Origin of the sequence: Prescottella equi (genome assembly GCF_020171745.1) — a bacterium.
Classification (GTDB): domain Bacteria; phylum Actinomycetota; class Actinomycetes; order Mycobacteriales; family Mycobacteriaceae; genus Prescottella; species Prescottella equi_A.
The window spans coordinates 35,380-53,527 of the sequence record NZ_JAIVAH010000011.1; the positions used below are offsets into that span (position 1 = coordinate 35,380).

The 18,148-nt window shown below is 67.9% G+C and carries 13 protein-coding genes; 3 read left to right on the plus strand and 10 right to left on the minus strand.

What is annotated here, in order from left to right; translation table 11 throughout:
• Positions 1-47: 47 nt before the first annotated feature.
• Positions 48-1,010 carry a LysR family transcriptional regulator gene (locus tag LCL87_RS07965; RefSeq protein ID WP_225018443.1) on the minus strand — a complete coding sequence of 321 codons (963 nt, stop codon included), beginning with the start codon at positions 1,008-1,010 and terminating at the stop codon, positions 48-50.
• Positions 1,011-1,132: 122 nt separating this feature from the next.
• Here LCL87_RS07965 and LCL87_RS07970 point away from each other — a divergent pair, with 122 nt between their 5' ends.
• Complete coding sequence (locus tag LCL87_RS07970) at positions 1,133-2,359, plus strand: MFS transporter (RefSeq protein ID WP_225018446.1); 1,227 nt, start codon at positions 1,133-1,135, stop codon at positions 2,357-2,359.
• A gap of 1 nt (position 2,360) precedes the next feature.
• Here LCL87_RS07970 and LCL87_RS07975 read toward each other — a convergent pair whose 3' ends face one another.
• The 8 genes from LCL87_RS07975 to LCL87_RS08010 all read right to left on the minus strand — a co-directional run bounded on the left by LCL87_RS07975 (position 2,361) and on the right by LCL87_RS08010 (position 14,610).
• Positions 2,361-2,840 (minus strand): hypothetical protein, encoded by a 480-nt coding sequence (locus tag LCL87_RS07975; RefSeq protein WP_225018448.1) that lies wholly within the window; start codon positions 2,838-2,840, stop codon positions 2,361-2,363.
• Positions 2,841-3,094: 254 nt separating this feature from the next.
• Positions 3,095-4,273 (minus strand): Ig-like domain-containing protein, encoded by a 1,179-nt coding sequence (locus LCL87_RS07980; protein ID WP_225018451.1) that lies wholly within the window; start codon positions 4,271-4,273, stop codon positions 3,095-3,097.
• Positions 4,274-4,450: 177 nt separating this feature from the next.
• Entirely contained in the window at positions 4,451-8,113 is a 3,663-nt protein-coding gene (locus LCL87_RS07985) for an Ig-like domain repeat protein (RefSeq protein ID WP_225018454.1), read from the minus strand.
• 129 nt (positions 8,114-8,242) lie between these two features.
• Positions 8,243-9,973: an Ig-like domain repeat protein gene (locus tag LCL87_RS07990; protein ID WP_225018457.1), complete on the minus strand. Its 1,731-nt coding sequence runs from the start codon at positions 9,971-9,973 to the stop codon at positions 8,243-8,245.
• 121 nt (positions 9,974-10,094) lie between these two features.
• Positions 10,095-10,967 (minus strand): Ig-like domain-containing protein, encoded by an 873-nt coding sequence (locus tag LCL87_RS07995; protein WP_225018460.1) that lies wholly within the window; start codon positions 10,965-10,967, stop codon positions 10,095-10,097.
• 61 nt (positions 10,968-11,028) lie between these two features.
• Entirely contained in the window at positions 11,029-11,646 is a 618-nt protein-coding gene (locus tag LCL87_RS08000; RefSeq protein ID WP_225018463.1) for a hypothetical protein, read from the minus strand.
• Between the two features lie 109 nt (positions 11,647-11,755).
• Positions 11,756-12,472, minus strand: a complete 717-nt coding sequence (locus tag LCL87_RS08005; protein WP_225018465.1) for a hypothetical protein — start codon at positions 12,470-12,472, stop codon at positions 11,756-11,758.
• 1,148 nt (positions 12,473-13,620) lie between these two features.
• Positions 13,621-14,610: a LysR substrate-binding domain-containing protein gene (locus tag LCL87_RS08010; RefSeq protein ID WP_225018467.1), complete on the minus strand. Its 990-nt coding sequence runs from the start codon at positions 14,608-14,610 to the stop codon at positions 13,621-13,623.
• Between the two features lie 83 nt (positions 14,611-14,693).
• Between LCL87_RS08010 and LCL87_RS08015 the strand changes: the two genes are divergently transcribed.
• A complete protein-coding gene (locus tag LCL87_RS08015) occupies positions 14,694-16,352 on the plus strand; it encodes an FAD-dependent oxidoreductase (RefSeq protein WP_225018469.1) in 1,659 nt (552 codons plus the stop codon).
• Positions 16,349-17,779: an ATP-binding protein gene (locus LCL87_RS08020; protein WP_225018471.1), complete on the plus strand. Its 1,431-nt coding sequence runs from the start codon at positions 16,349-16,351 to the stop codon at positions 17,777-17,779. Before LCL87_RS08015 ends, LCL87_RS08020 begins: the two co-directional genes overlap by 4 nt.
• Before the next feature lie 7 nt (positions 17,780-17,786).
• Here the strand turns inward: LCL87_RS08020 and LCL87_RS08025 are convergent, their stop codons facing one another.
• A complete protein-coding gene (locus LCL87_RS08025) occupies positions 17,787-18,116 on the minus strand; it encodes a UBP-type zinc finger domain-containing protein (RefSeq protein ID WP_225018473.1) in 330 nt (109 codons plus the stop codon).
• Between the last annotated feature and the right edge of the window lie 32 nt (positions 18,117-18,148).

The following is an 18,148-nucleotide window of genomic DNA, read 5'->3' on the forward strand; positions in this document are numbered from 1 at the left end:
GCCGAGTCATGTCGACGACGCTACCAGGCACCGGCGAGCTTTCGCGGCTAGTCGCAAGGACCCACACCGTCGGCTCGGCGTGGAGTCGTCGCCCAGGACGGGCGCCACGCGCCCTCCGCGAGCGGTGCCAGGGTGCCCAGGTGGTCGACGATCCCACGCAGCGCCGGGTGTGGATCCGTCCCACGGAGGATCAACGAGATTGGGTACGCAAGAACCGGATTCACGATCGGAATACGACGGAGGTCGTAGTGCACCGGCCAGAGGTACCGGTCACGCGCGGCGATCAGGGTGGCCACGTCGGCGGAGTCGGCGAGGGTGTCGAGCAGGACCTCGTTGCCGAAGTTCGGGCCCGCGGCATCGATGCGGAGATCGAACTCGATGGCGAGCTGATCGTAGAACTCCGACCATTCACTGCCGGGCACTATGCCGGGCACCCAGATCCGATGCCGACGCAGCTGCGGTGGCGTCAACGTTCGCGCGGCGGCGAGCGGGTGTCGCGGTCCGACGAGAAGTTCGAGGGGTGAATCGAACGCGTGGATCATCCGCACGTCGCGCGGCAACATCGCCGGATCGGTGACCGAGCGGAACGAGGCATCGATCTCGCCCGCCTCCACCGCGGCGACCGCCACACGCGGATCGTCGACCTTGAGGGTCACCACATCCAGGTCGATCTCCGGATGTGATCGCCAATAGTCGTGCAGGACAACGGCCTGAGCGGATCGCAGGCCGAGTACGTCGATCCGCAGGGCACGCGACCCCGGCCTCACCGCGGCGACCGCGCGGTCGACACCGGTGACGATGGTGCGCGCATGCGGAAGGAACGCCTGGCCGTCGAGGGTCAGCTCCACACCGCGAGGAGTGCGGGAGAACAGCCGGACGTCCAGCTCCCGCTCCAGGCCCGCGATCCGCTTAGAGACGGCCTGCTGCGTCACGCCCAGCTCGTCCGCCGCGTGCCGCAGTTGTCCGAGCTCGGCGGCCCGGACGAACGAACGCAGTGCCTCGGTGTCCATCGCCCGAGCCTATGCCCGCACAACCGCCTGTTGTGGCACACCGGGCATCGGGTTGTTTGATCCAGTGCGGATGCAGCTGTTGTCATTCGAGACCCGAGGATCGGTTGTCGCGAAGGAGGCGCATGCGCGGGCAGTTGGGACACAGCTTCGGGTGGCTGTGGTCGGCCTACGCCGTGAGCACCTACGGCACGTGGATCGCCTTCGGGGCGTTCCCACTCATCGCGGTGCAGGTGCTGCACTCGACGGCATTCGCCGTCTCGCTGCTCGAGGCGGCCGGGCTCACCGTCTCGGCGCTCGCCGCGGTCCCGTTGGGGCCGTGGGTCGAACAGCGAGCGAAGCGGCCGGTGATGGTCGCGGCAGACCTGGCCCGGTTCGTCGCGCTGGCGAGCGTCCCGGTCGCCTACCTCCTCGGCCTGCTGACCTACGGCCAACTGCTGGTCGTCTCGATCGTGTCCGGCACGGCCGCCATCGCCTTCACCGCCGCCTCCGGGGCCTACCTGAAGCACCTCGTCCGCGGCGAGCGCCTCCTCGTCGCGAACGGCAGGTTCGAGGGCACGAGCTGGGTGGCGACCGCGGTGGGGCCACCGCTCGGCGGGGCGCTAGTCGCACTGCTCGGACCGGTCGTCACCGTCGCCGTCGACGCCGTCAGCTTTCTGCTGTCCGCGTTCGGGATCCGCCGCATCCGTGGCAGCGACGCCACCTCGCCGTCAGCCTCCAGGATTCGCGCCACCGACCTGCTGGCCGGCTGGCGATTCATCCTCCACGACCGCATCCTGAGGTGTCTGTTCCTCAACTCCGTGACGGTCGGTGGCCTGATCATGGCCGCTGTCCCGCTCCTGGCCGTTCTGATGCTCGGCGAATACCAGTTCCCGGCTTGGCAATACGGTCTCGCGTTCGGCATCCCGGCGCTCGGCGGCTTCGTGGGCGCCCGCCTCTCGTCGCGCCTCGTCGCCCGCTACGGCTGCCATCGCGTCATGACCGTCTCCGGCTGGCTGCGCTCGATCTTTCCGCTCGGTCTCGCCCTCGTCCAACCCGGCATCGCCGGGCTGCTCACGGTGATCGCCGTCGAGGGCCTGCTGATTGTCTGTATGGGCGTCTTCAACCCCGTCAACGCGACCGAGCGGCTGCAACGCACTCCCGCCGATCGCGCCGCGCGGGTCCTCACCGCGTGGAGCGTCAGCAGCAGGCTCACCCAGGCCGCCCTCGTCGCGGCCTGGGGCGTCCTCGCGACCGTCACCAGCCCGCTGACCGCGATCACCGCGTCCGGCGTCCTGCTGCTCGCGACCCCGCTCCTGTTGCCGAGGCGGGCCGAAATCCCCGAATCCGCCGACGGGGTCCGGGTCGCCTGACTCAGCTCTCCGCCGGCGGCGTGCCCGCCTCACCCGCGCCGTGGTTGCGCGCTTCGATGGCCTCGATGGACTTCTTCAACTGACCCCCCAGGACCCGGGACCCGAAGGCGCTGAGCACGCCCGCGAGCAACTTCCCCCGGAGGTTCTTGCCGTCCCGGACCACCACCACGTCCACGTCGGTCTCCCCGTTGGGTTCCTGGGTGAGGGTGTAGACGTGGCCCGAGGCGCCGCCCCACAGATTGGAGTCCGTCGTCGTCATCACGACACGATGGGGATCGGTCCAGTCGTAGTGCAGGCGCTCCCAGATGCCGCTCGAGCCCTCGGTGACGTCGGCATCGTGCGCGCCCTCGCTGTGCACCTTCAGGTAGCCGTCGGTGCTGTTGCCGAACAGTTCCCCGCGACCGGGCCCGAAATCGGTGAGTCCGGCCAGGAACTCCTCCGGCGTCGCGGTGGTCTTCTCGTGGAGATGGATCGTCGTCATGGCGTCTTCCTCGACAGTCGAATGATCCGCCCCGGTCCCGGAGACCGGGGCGGTGACCTATCCAGAACACCACTTGTGCGCGCCTCGCGGAAGAGGGCAGCTCCGAGCTCGGGAAAGTCGCGGAACGGACGCTCCGCACGTTCACCGCCAATCGGCACCAGCTCGAACAAAACCACTGGGCGCCGGACACGTACTCGGTACGTGATCCGACGCCCAGTGCCGCCGACGGGCTACCGCCGGTCGTGCCCCACGTGCTAGTTGGAGGAACCGAAGCCGCTCAGCAGGGACCCGAGGCTGCCCAGACCGCCTCCGTTCTCTCCGCCGTTCCCGGCGGATGCGACGGTGACGGTCGCCTGGCCGGTGCTGGCACCGACCACGCCGTGACCGTCGAATTCAACGGTGATGACGTGCTGGCCGGCCGCCGCGGGAGTCCACTCCAGAGCGGCGGTGCCATCCGCACCGATGATGGCGGTGCCGATGACCGTGTCGCCGTCCTTGAAAGCAACCGTTCCACCCGGTGACGCGGGGACGACCGTCGCGGTCAACGTCGCGACCTCACCCACCTTCGCGCCCGGCACCGGGGCGAGGGTGGTCGTCGAGGCGACGCCGGATGCCGTGACCGTGACCTGCTGGTCGGCAGACTGCGAGGCATTGGAGAACGCGGTGCCGAGGTACTTGACGCTCAGCGTGTGAGCGCCCACGGTGGCGGGAGTCCAGGCGAGGGTCGCGGCACGGTTCGCGTCGAGAACTCCGGTGCCGATCTTGGTGGCGCCGTCGTAGAACTCGACCGTGTCGCCCTGCGCGCCGCCGCCGGTGAGGGTCGCGGTCAGCGTGCTCTCCTGGCCTGCCACCGCACCGGTCACCGGAGCCAAGGTGGTCGTCGGACTGTTCTTGCCGACGGTGATGGCTGGGCCCTTGGTGGTGTAGGTGCCGGGACCACGCGAACCGCCGTAGGCCATCCCGGTGGTGAAGTTGGTACCACGGTCGCAGTTGTAGCCGGCCGTGTACTGCATGCTCAGGACCGGGGTGTCGACGTTCCTCTTCGACGTCGGCTGGTAGCCCAGCGAGACGAAGTCGACCGCGGCGAAGTCGGATTGGATCTCGACGAACGGCTCGATCTCATGGACACCGGCGGCGTCCGTCACCTTGGCGGAGCCGGGCACATAGGTCAGGCAGGTCGGGTGGAAGTCCTTCACCCAATTGAGCGCCTCCCAGTTCGCGTCCGTGCGGGCCCACTTGGTGGTCACCGTGACGATGTCACCGCCGACCGGAGTGACGTTGTCGATCGTGCGGGTGAAGGTCGAGGACTGGTCGGCCCAAGTGATGCTTGCGGGCGCCGCATCGGCAACGCTGGTACCGAACACGGACAGAACGCCGATCGCGAGTGTGGTGGCCGCGCCCGCGGCCCCGCCGCGTCGTGTTGCTCTGGGCATCTCAATACTCCTTCGTTCGAGGGGTGTGCTGCTTGTGCAGTTCTGTGCCGCAACGGCACTCGCGCAAGATTCCGGATCCCGGGCTTCGGGGCCTCGAGGTTGTGACGCCGAAGCCCGGGATCAGGGGGCGGCTTCCGTCGCCGTTCCGGTAGACGACGACGGAAGCCGTGTCAGCCGCTAGCTGCCGAAGCCGCCGAACAGGGAACCGAGGCTGCCGAAGCCGCCGCCATTGCCGCCGGCGGGTGCGACGGTGACGGTCGCGTGGTCGGTGCCGGCCTCGACCGTGCTGTGACCGTCGAACTCAACCGTGATGACGGGTGAGCCGGCCGCCGTTGGGGTCCACTGCAGGGTGGCGATTCCATCCGCGCCGATGATCGCGGTGCCGATGACCGTGTTGCCCTCCTTGAAGGTGACCGTGCCACCCGCAGCAGCCGGACTCAGCGTGGCCTTCAGCGTGGTGATCTGACCGACCTTCGCACCTGAGATGGGGGCGAGTTCGACCGACGACACCACATCGGCGTCGGCGACCGTCACCTGCTGGGTGGTCGTGGAGCCGAGGACGCCTGTGCGGCCGGAGAACTCCGCCTCCAGGGTCCGGGCACCGGCGGTTGCCGGGGTCCAGGTGGTGGTGGCCCTTCCGTCAGCGCCGACATTGCCGGTGCCGATAACGGTAGCGCCGTCCTTGAACTCGACCGTGCCACCCGCAGCAGCCGGCGACACCGTCGCCGTCAATGTGGTCGGCTGGCCGACCTTCGCACCCGAAACCGTGGCGAGGGTGGTCGCGGACGCGACATCAGCCGCGTCGACCGTGACCTGCTGGCTCGTGGTCGACCCGAGAACACCCGTGCGACCGGAGAACACTGCCTCCAGCGTCCGCGCACCACCCGACGTCGGGGTCCAGGAGGTGCTGGCGGTGCCATCGGCGGCGACCGGAACGGTCGCCAGAACCGTAGTACCGTCCCGGAACTCGACCGAGCCACCCGCAGCGGCGGGGCTGACCGTCGCCGTCAACGTCGTCGGCTGGCCGACCTTCGCGCCCGAAACCGGAGCCAGGGTCGTCGTGGAAGCAACATCGGCTGCCTCGACCGTGACCTGCTGGGAAGTGGTCGATCCAAGAACACCAGTGCGCCCGGAGAACACCGCCTCCAGCGTGTGGGCACCGCCCGCAGCCGGGGTCCACGAGGTAGTGGCGATGCCATCAGCACCGACGTTGGCGGTGCCGATCACGGTGGCGCCGTCCTTGAACTCGACCGTGCCACCCGCAGCAGCCGGCGACACCGTTGCCGTCAATGTGGTTGCGACACCGGCCTTTGCGCCAGTCACAGAACCGAGCAGGACCGACGAAGCAACGTCCGCTGCCTCGACTGTGACCTGTTGGCTCGTGTTCGACCCGAGAACACCATTGCGGCCGGAGAACACCGCATGCACCGTGCGCGCTCCACCGGCAGTCGGGCTCCACACGGTGCTGGCCGTGCCATCGGCACCGACCTCGACCGAAGCGATCAGTTCAGTGCCATCACGGAACTCGACCGTGCCACCCGCAGCAGCCGGCGACACCGTCGCCGTCAACGTGCTCGCAACGCCGACCTTCGCACCCGAGACCGGAGCCAGAGTGGTCGTGGAAGCGACATCCGCCGCCGCTACCGTCACATCCTGCGTCGTGGCCGACGCGAGAACACCTGCATGACCGGCGAACTCAGCCGACAGGATCCGGACACCATCGGTAGCCGGCGTCCAGGGCGTGGTAGCCGTGCCATCCGCAGCAACAGTTCCGGTACCGATCACATCAGCGCCGTCCTTGAAGGTCACCGTGCCACCCACAGCCGCCGGACTGACCGTCGCCGTCAACGTGCTCGCAACGCCGACCTTCGCACCCGACACCGAAGCCAGGGTCGTCGTCGAAGCAACATCAGCCGCCGCAACCGTCACATCCTGCGTCGTGGCCGACGCGAGAACACCTGCATGACCCGCGAACTCAGCCGACACAGTACGAACACCATCGGTGACCGGCGTCCACGAAGTCGTAGCCGTGCCATCCGCACCAACAGTTCCGGTACCGATCACATCAGCGCCGTCCTTGAAGGTGACCGTGCCACCCGCAGCCGCCGGACTGACCGTAGCCGTCAACGTGCTCGCGACGCCGACCTTCGCACCCGACACCGGAGCCAGAGTGGTCGTGGAAGCGACATCGGCCTCGGCAACCGTCACGGACTGGCTGGTCGTCGATCCGAGAACACCCTCACGACCCGAGAACACCGCCTCGAGCGTCCGCGCACCACCGGTCATCGGGGACCACGAAGCGCTGGCCGTGCCATCGGTACCCACGGTAACCGTGTCGATGACGGTGGCACCGTCACGGAACTCAACCGTGCCGCCCGCACCGGCGGGATTGACCGTCGCCGTCAGCGTGCTGACCTGGCCGACCTTCGCGCCAGTGACCGAACCCAACTCGACCGACGACACAACATCAGCCGCGGCAACTGTCACATCTTGCGTGGTCGCCGATCCGAGAACACCAGCGCGGCCGGAGAACTCCGCCGACAACGTTCGGGCACCATCGGTAGCCGGCGTCCATGACGTCGTCGCGAAGCCATCAGCACCAACATTGGCGCTGCCGATGACGGTGGTGCCGTCCTTGAAGGTGACCGTGCCACCCGCAGCCGCCGGCGACACAGTCGCCGTCAACGTGCTGACCTGGCCGACCTTCGCGCCAGTGACCGAACCCAACACGACCGACGACACAATATCCGCATCCGCGACCGTCACATCCTGCGTAGTCGTGGATCCGAGAACACCGGTGCGGCCGGAGAACACAGCCTCCAGGGTCCGCGCACCACCTGCGGCCGGCGTCCACGAAGTGGTGGCCGTGCCATCCGCAGCAACGGTTCCGGTGCCGATGACCGCAGCGCCATCACGGAACTCGACCGTTCCACCCGCACCGGCCGGCGACACCGTCGCCGTCAACGTGCTCGCGATACCGGCCTTCGCGCCCGACACCGGAGCGAGAGCGATCGACGAAGTCACGTCAGCCTGCACCGTCTGCGGCGTCGACTGGGACGCGTTCGCAACGGTGGTGCCAACGAACTTCGCACTCAGGGTGTACGCACCCGCGACCGCGGGAGTCCAGGCATAGCTGGCGATGCCGGACGCATCGAGGGTGCCCTGGCCCAACTTGGTTGCGCCGTTGTAGAATTCGACGACGTTGCCCGAAGCGCTGCCGCCCCCGACGACGGTAGCGGTCAAGGTCGTCGACTGGCCCACCCGGACGCCGGTCACCGGGGCGAGCGTGGTGACAGGGTTACCCTTGCCAACCGTGAAGTTGGGTCCACCGAAGCCGTAGTAGCCGGCGCCGCGGTCACCGCTGTAGTCCATGCCGGTCGCCAGCGAGGTGCCGATGGCGCAGTTGGCACCGACCGTGTACTGCAAAGCGTAGGTCGGGTTGTTCGTGCCCGGTGCGTTGGCCCAGCTGCCGTTGATGGTGGCGATGCCGCTCGGCGGTGTGCCACCCCGGTTGGGGTTGACCGTGGGGGTGATCGGGACGCCGTTCATCGTGGCCGAGCCGGGAACGTAGGTCAGGCAGGGCGGGAACACGTCCGTGGCCCAGGCGATGGTTTCGGTGACGTTGTCGGTTCGCCGCCACTTGGTGGTGACCGTGATGGTCTCGCCCACCCCGGGAGTGCCGTTGCTGATGGTGCGGTTGAAACTGGTCTTCCCGTCGGCCCAGTCACGCACGACAGGCGCCGCATCGGCAACGCTGGTGCCGAAAACGGTCAGTACGCCGATCGCGAGTGTCGTTGCCGCGCACGCGGCGACGCCGCGTCGTGTGGCTCTAGATTTCATGTCTTTCCTTCTATCGGTAGGGTGCGGTGTTGTGCTGTGCGGCAACGACACTCGCGGAACATTCTGGTGACTTGGATTCCAACGCCGCGCTTGCTGAGCAAGTGCCGGTGAAAGCCGTTCGTTACCTCGCTAGCTGGAGCCGAAACCGCCGAACAGGACACCGAGACTGCCGAGGCTGCCTCCGCCGGTTTCATCGGCGGGTGCAACGGTGACGGTCGCGTGGTCGGTGCCGGCCTCGACCGTGCCGTGGCCGGCGAATTCAACGGTGATGACGCGCTGGCCGGCCGCCGTGGGGGTCCACTCCAGCGCGGCGATCCCGTCAGCACCGATGACGGCGGTGCCGATGACGATGTCGCCGTCCTTGAACGTGACCGTTCCGCCCGCCGCAGCAGGGCTGACCGTCGCTGTCAACGTGGTGACCTGGCCGACCTTCGCACCCGTCACCGAACCCAACTCGACCGAGGACACCGCATCGGCTGCGTCGACCGTGACCTGCTGACTCGTGGTCGACCCGAGAACACCCGTACGGCCCGAGAACACCGCGTGCACCGTGCGGACACCGCCCTCAGTCGGGGTCCAGGAAGTGCTGGCCGTGCCATCGGCTGCGACCGGAACGGTCGCCAGAACCGCAGTGCCATCACTGAACTCGACCGTGCCACCCGCAGCCGCCGGCGACACCGTCGCGGTCAACGTGCTTGCCTGGCCGACCTTCGCACCGGTCACCGAACCCAACACGACCGACGAGGTGACATCCGCATCCGCGACCGTCACATCCTGCGTAGTCGTCGACGAGAGAACACCCGAGCGACCGGAGAAGACTGCGGTCAGCGTGCGCGCACCACCGGCGGCCGGTGTCCACGAAGTCGTAGCCGTACCATCAGCCTCGACCGGAACAGTCGCCAGAACCGCAGTGCCATCACTGAACTCGACCGTGCCACCCGCACCAGCCGGATTGATCGTCGCCGTCAACGTGCCCGCGACACCGACCTTCGCGCCCGAAACGGGGGCCAGGGTCGTCGTCGAGTCGACATCGGGTGCCGTGACCGTGACCTGCTGGTCGGCGGACTGCGAGGCGTTGGAGAATGCGGTGCCGAGGTACTTGACGCTGAGCGTATGGGCGCCCGCCGAGTCGGGAGTCCAGGCGAGGGTCGCGGCACGGTTCGCGTCGAGAACACCGGTGCCGATCTTGGTTGTGCCGTCGTAGAACTCGACCGTATCGCCCTGCGCGGCGCCGCCCGTGATGGTCGCGGTCAGCGTGCTCGCCTGGCCCGTCACAGCACCGGCCACGGGGGCCAGAGTGGTCGTCGGGCTGTTCTTGGCGACATTGATCGCCGGGCCCTGGGTGGGGTAGCTGCCAGGGCCACGCGAACCGGTGTAGGACATTCCGGTGTTGAAGTTGGTGCCACGAGCGCAGTTGTAACCGACCGTGTACTGCACACTCATGACCGGCGTGTTGACGTTCCTCTTCGACATCGGTTTGTATCCGAGCGAGGTGAAATCGGCCGCGATGAAGTCTGATTGGATCTCGACATACGGCTCGATGCCACGGACACCGCCCTCGTCGGTGACCGTGGCGGAACCGGGCACATACGTCAGACACGCCGGGTGGAAGTCCTTTACCGTACGAAGCTCCTCCCAGTTCGCGTCCGTACGAGCCCACTTGGTGCTCACCGTGACGACGTCACCACCTACAGGAGTGACATTGTCGATCGTGCGAGTGAACGTGGTGGCCCCGTCGGACCAGGTCAGGGTTCCGGGCGCGGCAGTGGCGATGCCGCCGGTGAGGAGGGCATACGCGCCGACCGTGAAGGTGGTGATCGCGCCCGCCGCAATGGCACGAACGGTTGCTCGGTGAGCCATGACGTTGTCGTCCTTAGTGTTTGGTGTGCGAGTAATCGGGAACGCTCGCCGCGTATGCGGCTCGGACCCCGGCACCGCACGGGTGCAATGCCGGGCCCCGACCGTTGATTGCTCGGTTCGTCTAGCTGGAACCGAAGCTGCCGAACAGGGAATCGAGGCTGCCGGCGACGCCGTCCGACGCGGGCGCCTCCGCGACCGTGACGACGGCACTGGTCGTGGCGGTGCCTGCGGGCCCGGTGTAGGTGGCGGTGATGGTGCGCTCTCCCGCAGTGGTCGGCGTCCAGGCGCGGGTGGCGGTGCCGTCGGGGCCGACGGTGGCGGTGCCGATGACGGTGTCGCCGTCCTTGAACTCGACGGTGCCGGCGGCGGACGGGGTGACGGTGGCGGTCAGGGTGGTCGCGGTACCGACGGCGGCGCCGCTGACCGGGGCGAGTGCCGCGGTGAAGCTGTCCTTCGCGACGGTGATGGCCGGACCCTTGTTCACGTAGTCACCCTGGCCACGGGAACCGTTGTAGCTCAGCCCGGTGTAGAGGGCCGTCTCGCGGGCACAGTCGGCACCGACGGTGTACTGGAAGCTGAGGGTCGGAGTGTCGACGTTCCTCTTGGAGACCGGCTTGTAGCCGGACGTAGCGAAGTCGGCGGCGGCGAAGTCGGGCTTGATCTCTACGTACGGCTCGACCGCGTGGACACCGGCGATGCCGGTCAGTGTGGCGGAGCCGGGCACGTAGGTCAGGCAGGTGGGATGGAAGTCCTTGGCCCACACCAGCTCTTCCCAGTGGGCGTCGTTGCGCGCCCAGGTGGTGCTGATGGTGATGACATCACCGGGGTTCGGGGTGGCGTTGCTGACGGTGCGGGTGAGGTTCGTCCCGCCGTCGTTCCACGTGATGGATTGGGACGCGGCGGTCGCGACGCCGCCGGCGAGAAGGACGGCGGCGCCGGCCGCGAGGGCGGTGGTGGCAGCGGTGACGCTTCGGATGGTTGCGAGTCGAGCCATGTTGGTCTCCTTGTGATCGGCGCGCACGGCGCGCTCGGGACGGTCGCGAAAGTCGGGCGGGTCAGCTGCCGAAGCCGCCGAGCAGGGAGCCGAGGCTTCCGGTGGCCCCGCCGCCGGTGTCGCCGCCGCCGCCGAGGTAGCTCACCGTGATCGACGGGCCCTTGGTGGCGTAGTTGCCGGCGCCGAGAGCACCGTTGTATTCCATGCCGGTGGGGAGCTGGTTGCCGCGCGAGCAGTCGGCGCCGACCGTGTACTTGACGGTGAGCACGGGCGACTCCGCGGGGTTCTTCTGCACCGTCCAACTGCTGGCGGAGACGTCGGCGGCGACGAAGCCGGGCTTGATCTCCAGATTCGGCTCGACATCGAGGGTGCCGCGGTTACCGCTGATCTTGGCCGAGCCTGGAACATAGGTGAGGCAGGTGGGGTGATGATCCTTGATCCAGTAGAGCCGCTCGGCCGTGTCGTTGGTCCGCTCGAACTTCGTGGTGATCGTGATCGTCTCTCCCACACTGGGAGTCTGATTGCTGACCGTGCGCGTGAAGTGGGAGTAGTAGTCGTCCCACGTGGTCGAAGCAGGGGCGGCCCCGGCGGCACCGGCGCCGAGGAAAGCGGCTGCGCCCAGCGCGAAAGTCGTTGCCGCACCAGCGGCGATCCCGCGCGCGATTGTTCGATTTGCCATCTGTGTTCCTTCCGGTGGAGGGATGCGACCGCTCGGCCCCGACGCCGGTGGGTTGCTGGGGTTCGTCGCTCCGGCGCCAGGAGACGGCAGCGCCGAGGCGGGGTTGGAGCTAACTACCGCCGAGGTTCTTGATGAGCTTGGCGATGGTGTCGGCGGTGAAGTCCGACAGCGAACCGACGGAGCTGAGCTGGCCCTCGGACGAGCCGAAGCCTGCGGCGTCCGCGCTGCCGGTGACGGTCTCGCCCGGGTTCTTCTCCCGCACCGTGAAGCAAGCGTTGAGGTTCTCCCTCCTGATACCAACCCCGACGGTGCCGCTGACATCGATTCCGCCACTGGTGATCTGGACACCCGGCACGGCGCCCTGCGGGACCCGATAGGTGAATTCGGCAGTCACCGAGTTGCCGGAGTTGACGAACCAGCCGGTGCTGCTGACCCGCCAGCCGCCGTCGCCGGTCGGCACCGGGGTGACGTTCTCCGTCTTCTGCCCCTGAGCGAGGTGGTAGGCCGTGACCTTCGCCGAGACGGGCGCGCCGAATCCTGCAGGCGCATAGTCACGGATGGTATTCACGTAGGGATTCCCGATACCCGTGGTCCCGACGACGATCTTGTAGGTCACGTTGGTGCCGGCGGCGGCCTCCGTGACGGTGACGCTCTTGTCGTAGGTGTGGGTGACCCACACCGTGCTGGCGTCGTTCTTCGTGGTGTGGCTGGCCTGCTCGCACACCGGCGCGGCGTGCGCGATGCCGCCGCTCACAACGAGGAGGCCTGCGGGCAGTGCGGCAACCGCCGCGAGAGCTGCGATGCGACGAGCGAAGTTCCGCTGCATGGTTTACCTACTCTCTTCCGTGACGGTCGAGCCGTCAGCGGAAGAAACGCTGCGTCTCGACGGCATTGAGAATGGTTCCGAGCTTCATGGACGGCGCAGCCATGATCCCTGTCCACAGAATGACGATCCGACCCCCCGTGACCGCATCGTAATATGCTGCGCTGGATCAATTACTACCACAGCGACGAGCCACTGTCCGGGATTCGAAACCTCGTTTGCGATGCGTAGAATTATTGTTTCGGCACGGCGCATGTAGACGTCGAATGGACTCGATGGAAATTCACCAAAATGCCGCAAGCAGGGCGTGGCCGGTGGTCGCGAGGAGTGCGCCGCAGACGAGCCGGCGCCGCACGGAAGCGGCGGAAAGCCATAATACCCGCAGGCCAGGACGCCCATTTCGGAGTCAGCGCCCAGAGGGCGCACGGAAGCCGGACCACTCGCCTCCACGGGCGTCACCGATCGGGTCGTTGCGCGCACCACGACCACTCACCGAGAATCAAATGGGGGAGTCCGTTTAGCGGCGAACTTCCGCGGCACCGAATCGACGGATTCGGAACGTCTTCTTTATCCGGCTACAGCGGGCCGGCGCCCGCCGCAATGGCGGGCGCTATTGTCCACTTATCATTTCTGGATGAAATTCATTCTTCCATATCCGAGGAATGATTTTTATTTCGGTTACCCGTAGATGTCGGCCGCATTTTCGGCCGGACTCCGGATGCTTCGATTCGGGTCGGGAAATATGCGGATGGTGTCGAAATCCGGGCGATCAGTACCCGGTCCCAGCCCCCACTGGGTGTTGTCCATTACGCCTTGCCGGAGCCTCCGCGACGGACGGCATTCGGACACCGCCACGCCTTGGGACAACTCCTGACGACATGATCCACCTCTCCCCCGTGTGAACGTCCAGACGCACCCGCGCGGCAGGTCTGGCCGAACTACCCGATGAGCGAGGCGCCGAAGTCACGCGGGCCGGGTGGATGCTCGCGTTCCCCGAGTCGATGCGCGGGCGCCGGGCGCCGGTCCGGTGGGACTGGCGCCGTCATCGGGTTGGACCGCCCAACCCGGACGATCCAACAACAGGAACCCTAGAGCGCAGCAGCGCTGGAAGAGAAACATCGATTTCCGGATTGATTGACAAGTTTCCGTTGTCAGTGGGAGATCAGGGCGGGCATGGTTCGCTCGGCGAGGTCTGGCTCCTCCATCGCCCTGACCAGGTCGGGGCGTGCTTCACGCGTGCACCGGGCGACTTCTACGAAAGCACGAACCAGCGGTGAATCGTTATCTCGCGGCCACCCCACCGCCACCTCGCTCGGAAGGTCTGCGGTCATCGGCACCAGCGTCACTCCCGGGAAGGGTATCCAGCGGGCGGACGCCACCGTCACCGCGACACCGTCACCGGCCGCCACCTTGTGGTACTCCTCCAACAGCGTCGTCGAGCGGGACACCACCTGCGCGCGCTTTCCTCCGCGGAGGTGATCGAGTTCCCAGTACGAGTTCCACACCGAGTCGGTACACGCCGCCCCGAAGAGCGGCTCGTCGATCAGTTCGGCCGCCGCCACCGAGGCGCGATCGGCGAGGTGGTGACCGGACCGCATCATCACCACACGCGGCTCGTGGAACAAGGGCTCGAAGTCGACACCCTCGGCCATGAGTGGACGCCGCACGAAGGCCACATCGACGGACCGGTCGTTGAGCCCGGCCGACGGATCGTCATAGTTGAACTGGCGCATCTCGATCGTCACGCCGGGGTGTCGATTGCGAAAGGCCGACAGGATCGGCTCCGTCAAAACCAGTGCCGCGCCCTCGAAGAAGCCCAACACCAACCGTCCGTGTTCGCCGCGCTCGAGGGAGCGGGCGCGCTCGGTCGCGTCGTCGAGGGTCGCCAGCAGCCCCCGCACGTCCTCGAAGAAGGCGGCACCGGCCACGGTCAGCGTCACGCTGCGCGTGGTTCGGGTCAGCAGTGACACGCCGAGGGTCTGTTCCAACTGTTTGATCTGCGCGCTCAGCGCCTGCTGCGCGATGTGGAGTCGCTGTGCTGCCCGGGTGAAGCTCAATTCCTCTGCCACGGCGATGAAATAGCGAAGTTGACGAGTATGGAGCTCCATGGCCGCGAGTGTAGGCGGAACCACCCGCTGCACGGCCGCGATCCGCCCGACGCCGTTCCCACATCTGCGGCATACTCGAAACCGGCGGCTGAGCGGCGGCCGCACCTGGGAGAACAATGGCACAGCCTGCAATTCTCAGCGTCGACGACGATCCGAGCGTCTCCCGCGCCATCGTCCGGGACCTCCGTCGCCGCTACGGCGAGAAGTACCGGATCATCCGGGCCGAATCGGGCGACGCGGCGCTGGCCGCGCTCGAGGAGATCAAGCTGCGCGGCGACCCGGTCGCGGTGCTGCTCGCCGACTACCGCATGCCGGGCATGAGCGGCATCGAATTCCTCGAACAGGGCATGGACCTGCATCCCGCGGCGAAGCGGGTGCTGCTCACCGCGTACGCCGACACCGACGCGGCGATCGACGCGATCAACGTCGTCGATCTCGACCACTACCTGCTCAAGCCGTGGGATCCGCCCGAGGAGAAGCTGTATCCGGTGCTCGACGCCCTGCTCGACGCCTGGGTGACCTCCGACCGCAAGCCGGTGACCGAGACCAAGGTGGTGGCGCACCGATGGTCGGCGCGGTCCTCGGAGGTGCGCGAGTTCCTGGCCCGCAACCAGCTGCCCTACCGGTGGTACCTGTCCGACGAACCGGAGGGCCAGCGACTCCTCCAGGCGGCGGGCGCCGACGGCATGCACCTGCCGGTCGTGATCACCTCCGACGGGGAGGCGCTGGTGGAGCCGACCGATGCGGAACTGGCGCTCCACGTCGGACTCGCCACCGTCCCCACATCGGACTTCTACGACCTCGTGGTCATCGGCGGCGGGCCGGCCGGGCTCGGCGCCGCGGTCTACGGGGCGTCGGAGGGTTTGCGCACGGTGTTGATCGAGCGCACCGCCACCGGCGGGCAGGCCGGGCAGAGTTCCCGGATCGAGAACTACCTCGGCTTCCCGGACGGGCTGTCCGGGGCCCAGCTCGCCGACCGGGCGCGCAGGCAGGCCGCCAAGTTCGGCGCCGAGGTGATCACCACCCGCGACGTCGTCGGCCTGGAGGTCAACGGGTCGGCCCGCACCGTTCGGTTCGCCGACGGCGACGCACTGGACGCGCACACCGTCATCCTCGCCACGGGCGTCTCGTATCGGCAGCTGTCGGCACCCGGACTGAGCGAATTCACCGGCCGCGGAGTGTATTACGGCTCGGCGGTGACGGAGGCCGCGCAGTGCAGCGACCAGGACGTGTACGTGATCGGCGGGGCGAACTCCGCGGGGCAGGCGGCGGTCTACCTCGCCCGGGGTGCCCGGTCGGTGACCATCGTCGTGCGCGCCGGCTCGCTGGACGACTCCATGTCGCACTACCTGATTCAGCAGATCCAACAGAACCCGAGAATCACGGTCCAGACCTGCTCGGAGGTGATCGGCGCGGAAGGCGGCGACCACCTGGAGCGGATCACCCTGCGCGACAACACCACCGGCCGCTCCGAATCGGTCGACGCGCAGTGGCTGTTCCTGTTCATCGGGGCCGCACCGCGCACGGACTGGCTCGACGGCGTCGTGGTCCGCGACGACAACGGTTACGTCGTCTCCGGACCGGACCTGGTGGTCGACGGCCGACGGCCGCCCGGCTGGGAACTCGAGCGCCTGCCGCACCAGCTGGAGACCAACGTGCCCGGGGTCTTCGCGGCCGGGGACGTGCGCGCCGACTCCGCGAAACGGGTGGCGTCGGCCGTGGGGGAGGGCGCGATGGCCGTCATGCTCGTCCACCGCTACCTGGCGAAGCCGTGAACGCCGGACCGGTCTGCACGCCGGAACAGCTGCGGACACTCTTCCTCTTCGAGCGGCTCGACGACGCTCAGCTCGCGGAGCTGTGCCGCGCCGGACGTCTGGAGGTGCTCGAGCCGGGCCCGGTGTACCGCGAGGGCGCCCCGGCGACGTGCTTCTACGTGCTCGTGGAGGGGTCGGTTGTGCTCACCAAGCAGTCGGGCGACCAGGAGGTGGAGATGGTGCGCACGTCGCACCGCGGCTCCTACTCGGGCGCCTGGACCGCCTACATGGGCGACCGGGTGCCGCAGGTCTACGGCACGTCGATGACCGTGCCCGAGCGCTCCACCTTCTTCGTCCTCGACGCCGACGACTTCGCCCGTTTCATGGCGGAGTGGTTCCCGATGGCACTGCACCTGCTCGAGGGGCTGTTCTTCGGCAACCAGAGCTCCCGCGAGATCCTCGCCCAGCGGGAGCGGCTGCTCGCCCTCGGCTCGCTGTCCGCCGGGCTGACGCACGAGCTGAACAACCCGGCAGCGGCCGCGGTCCGGGCGACGGCGGCGCTCCGGGACCGGGTAGCCGGCATGCGGCACAAGCTGGGCATGATCGCCTCCGGGGCGTACGAACCCGCGGCACTCCGCGCACTGATCCGGATCCAGGAAGAGGCGGTGGAGCTGGTCGCGAAGGCCCCCACGTTGAGCCCGCTGGAGGCGTCGGACCGCGAGGACACGCTCGGCGACTGGCTCGAGGACCACGACATCACGGGCGGTTGGAACATCGCGCCGACCTTCGTGCAGGCCGGTCTGGACGTCGCGTGGCTCGAGCGGGTGGCGGCCACGGTCGAGCCGCCGGTGCTCCCCGGCGCGGTGGCCTGGCTCAACTACACCATCGAGACCGAGCTGCTGATGAACGAGATCGCCGACTCCACCACCCGGGTCAGCTCGCTGGTCGGCGCCGCCAAGCAGTACTCGCAGATGGACCGCGCGCCGTTCCAGATCGCGGACGTGCACGAACTGCTGGACAGCACGCTGGTGATGCTCAGCGGCAAGATCGGCGGCGGTATCGACGTCGTCAAGGACTACGACCGGAGCCTGCCACCCGTCCCCGCGTACGCGGCCGAACTCAACCAGGTGTGGACCAATCTCGTCGACAACGCCGTCGCCTCGATGGACGGCCGCGGCACCCTCACCGTCCGCACGTACCGGGACGGCGACTGCGTGGCCGTGGCGATCGGGGACACCGGCCCGGGCGTCCCCGAGGAGATCCGCGACCGCATCTTCGAGCCCTTCTTCACCACGAAACCGGTCGGCGAGGGAACCGGTCTCGGACTCGACATCTCGTGGCGGATCGTCGACAAGCACCGGGGTGACATTCGCGTCGAATCACGGCCCGGACATACCGAATTCGTGGTTCGTCTTCCATCGACCGGTCCGGAGGGCGAGCACTCCTGAGGTCGGCTCAGCCCATCTCGGCGTGCCGGTAGCACCACCGCCACGTCTCGCCCGGCTCGTGCGAACGCATGACCGGATGTCCGGTCTGCTCGAAATGTGCGGTCGCGTGCCGGTGCGGGCTCGAATCGCAGCACCCGACGTGCCCGCAGGTCAGGCACATCCGCAGGTGTGCCCAGTTCTGCTCGCCGAGCGCCTCGCACTCCTCGCAGCGACCGGGGGTCCGCGCCTCGGGGTCCGGTCCGGTGGCGTCCGCCAGCTCGACGCACGACTCGCTGGTGGCCGGATCCGGCGATCCGGCCCTGATGGCGTCGGCTGCACGCTGGAGTGCTCTCTTCATCACCTCCCATCCTGCATGCTTCAAGGAGCGAT

Excerpts from the sequence above, each read along its gene's own strand:
- LCL87_RS08005 (WP_225018465.1), bottom strand. The coding sequence starts at position 12,472 with ATGCAGCGGAACTTCGCTCGTCGCATCGCAGCTCTCGCGGCGGTTGCC.
- LCL87_RS07995 (WP_225018460.1), bottom strand. The coding sequence starts at position 10,967 with ATGGCTCGACTCGCAACCATCCGAAGCGTCACCGCTGCCACCACCGCC.
- LCL87_RS08000 (WP_225018463.1), bottom strand. The coding sequence starts at position 11,646 with ATGGCAAATCGAACAATCGCGCGCGGGATCGCCGCTGGTGCGGCAACG.
- LCL87_RS07990 (WP_225018457.1), bottom strand. The coding sequence starts at position 9,973 with ATGGCTCACCGAGCAACCGTTCGTGCCATTGCGGCGGGCGCGATCACC.
- LCL87_RS07980 (WP_225018451.1), bottom strand. The coding sequence starts at position 4,273 with ATGCCCAGAGCAACACGACGCGGCGGGGCCGCGGGCGCGGCCACCACA.
- LCL87_RS08025 (WP_225018473.1), bottom strand. The coding sequence starts at position 18,116 with ATGAAGAGAGCACTCCAGCGTGCAGCCGACGCCATCAGGGCCGGATCG.
- LCL87_RS08015 (WP_225018469.1), top strand. The coding sequence starts at position 14,694 with ATGGCACAGCCTGCAATTCTCAGCGTCGACGACGATCCGAGCGTCTCC.
- LCL87_RS07975 (WP_225018448.1), bottom strand. The coding sequence starts at position 2,840 with ATGACGACGATCCATCTCCACGAGAAGACCACCGCGACGCCGGAGGAG.
- LCL87_RS07985 (WP_225018454.1), bottom strand. The coding sequence starts at position 8,113 with ATGAAATCTAGAGCCACACGACGCGGCGTCGCCGCGTGCGCGGCAACG.
- LCL87_RS07970 (WP_225018446.1), top strand. The coding sequence starts at position 1,133 with ATGCGCGGGCAGTTGGGACACAGCTTCGGGTGGCTGTGGTCGGCCTAC.
- LCL87_RS07965 (WP_225018443.1), bottom strand. The coding sequence starts at position 1,010 with ATGGACACCGAGGCACTGCGTTCGTTCGTCCGGGCCGCCGAGCTCGGA.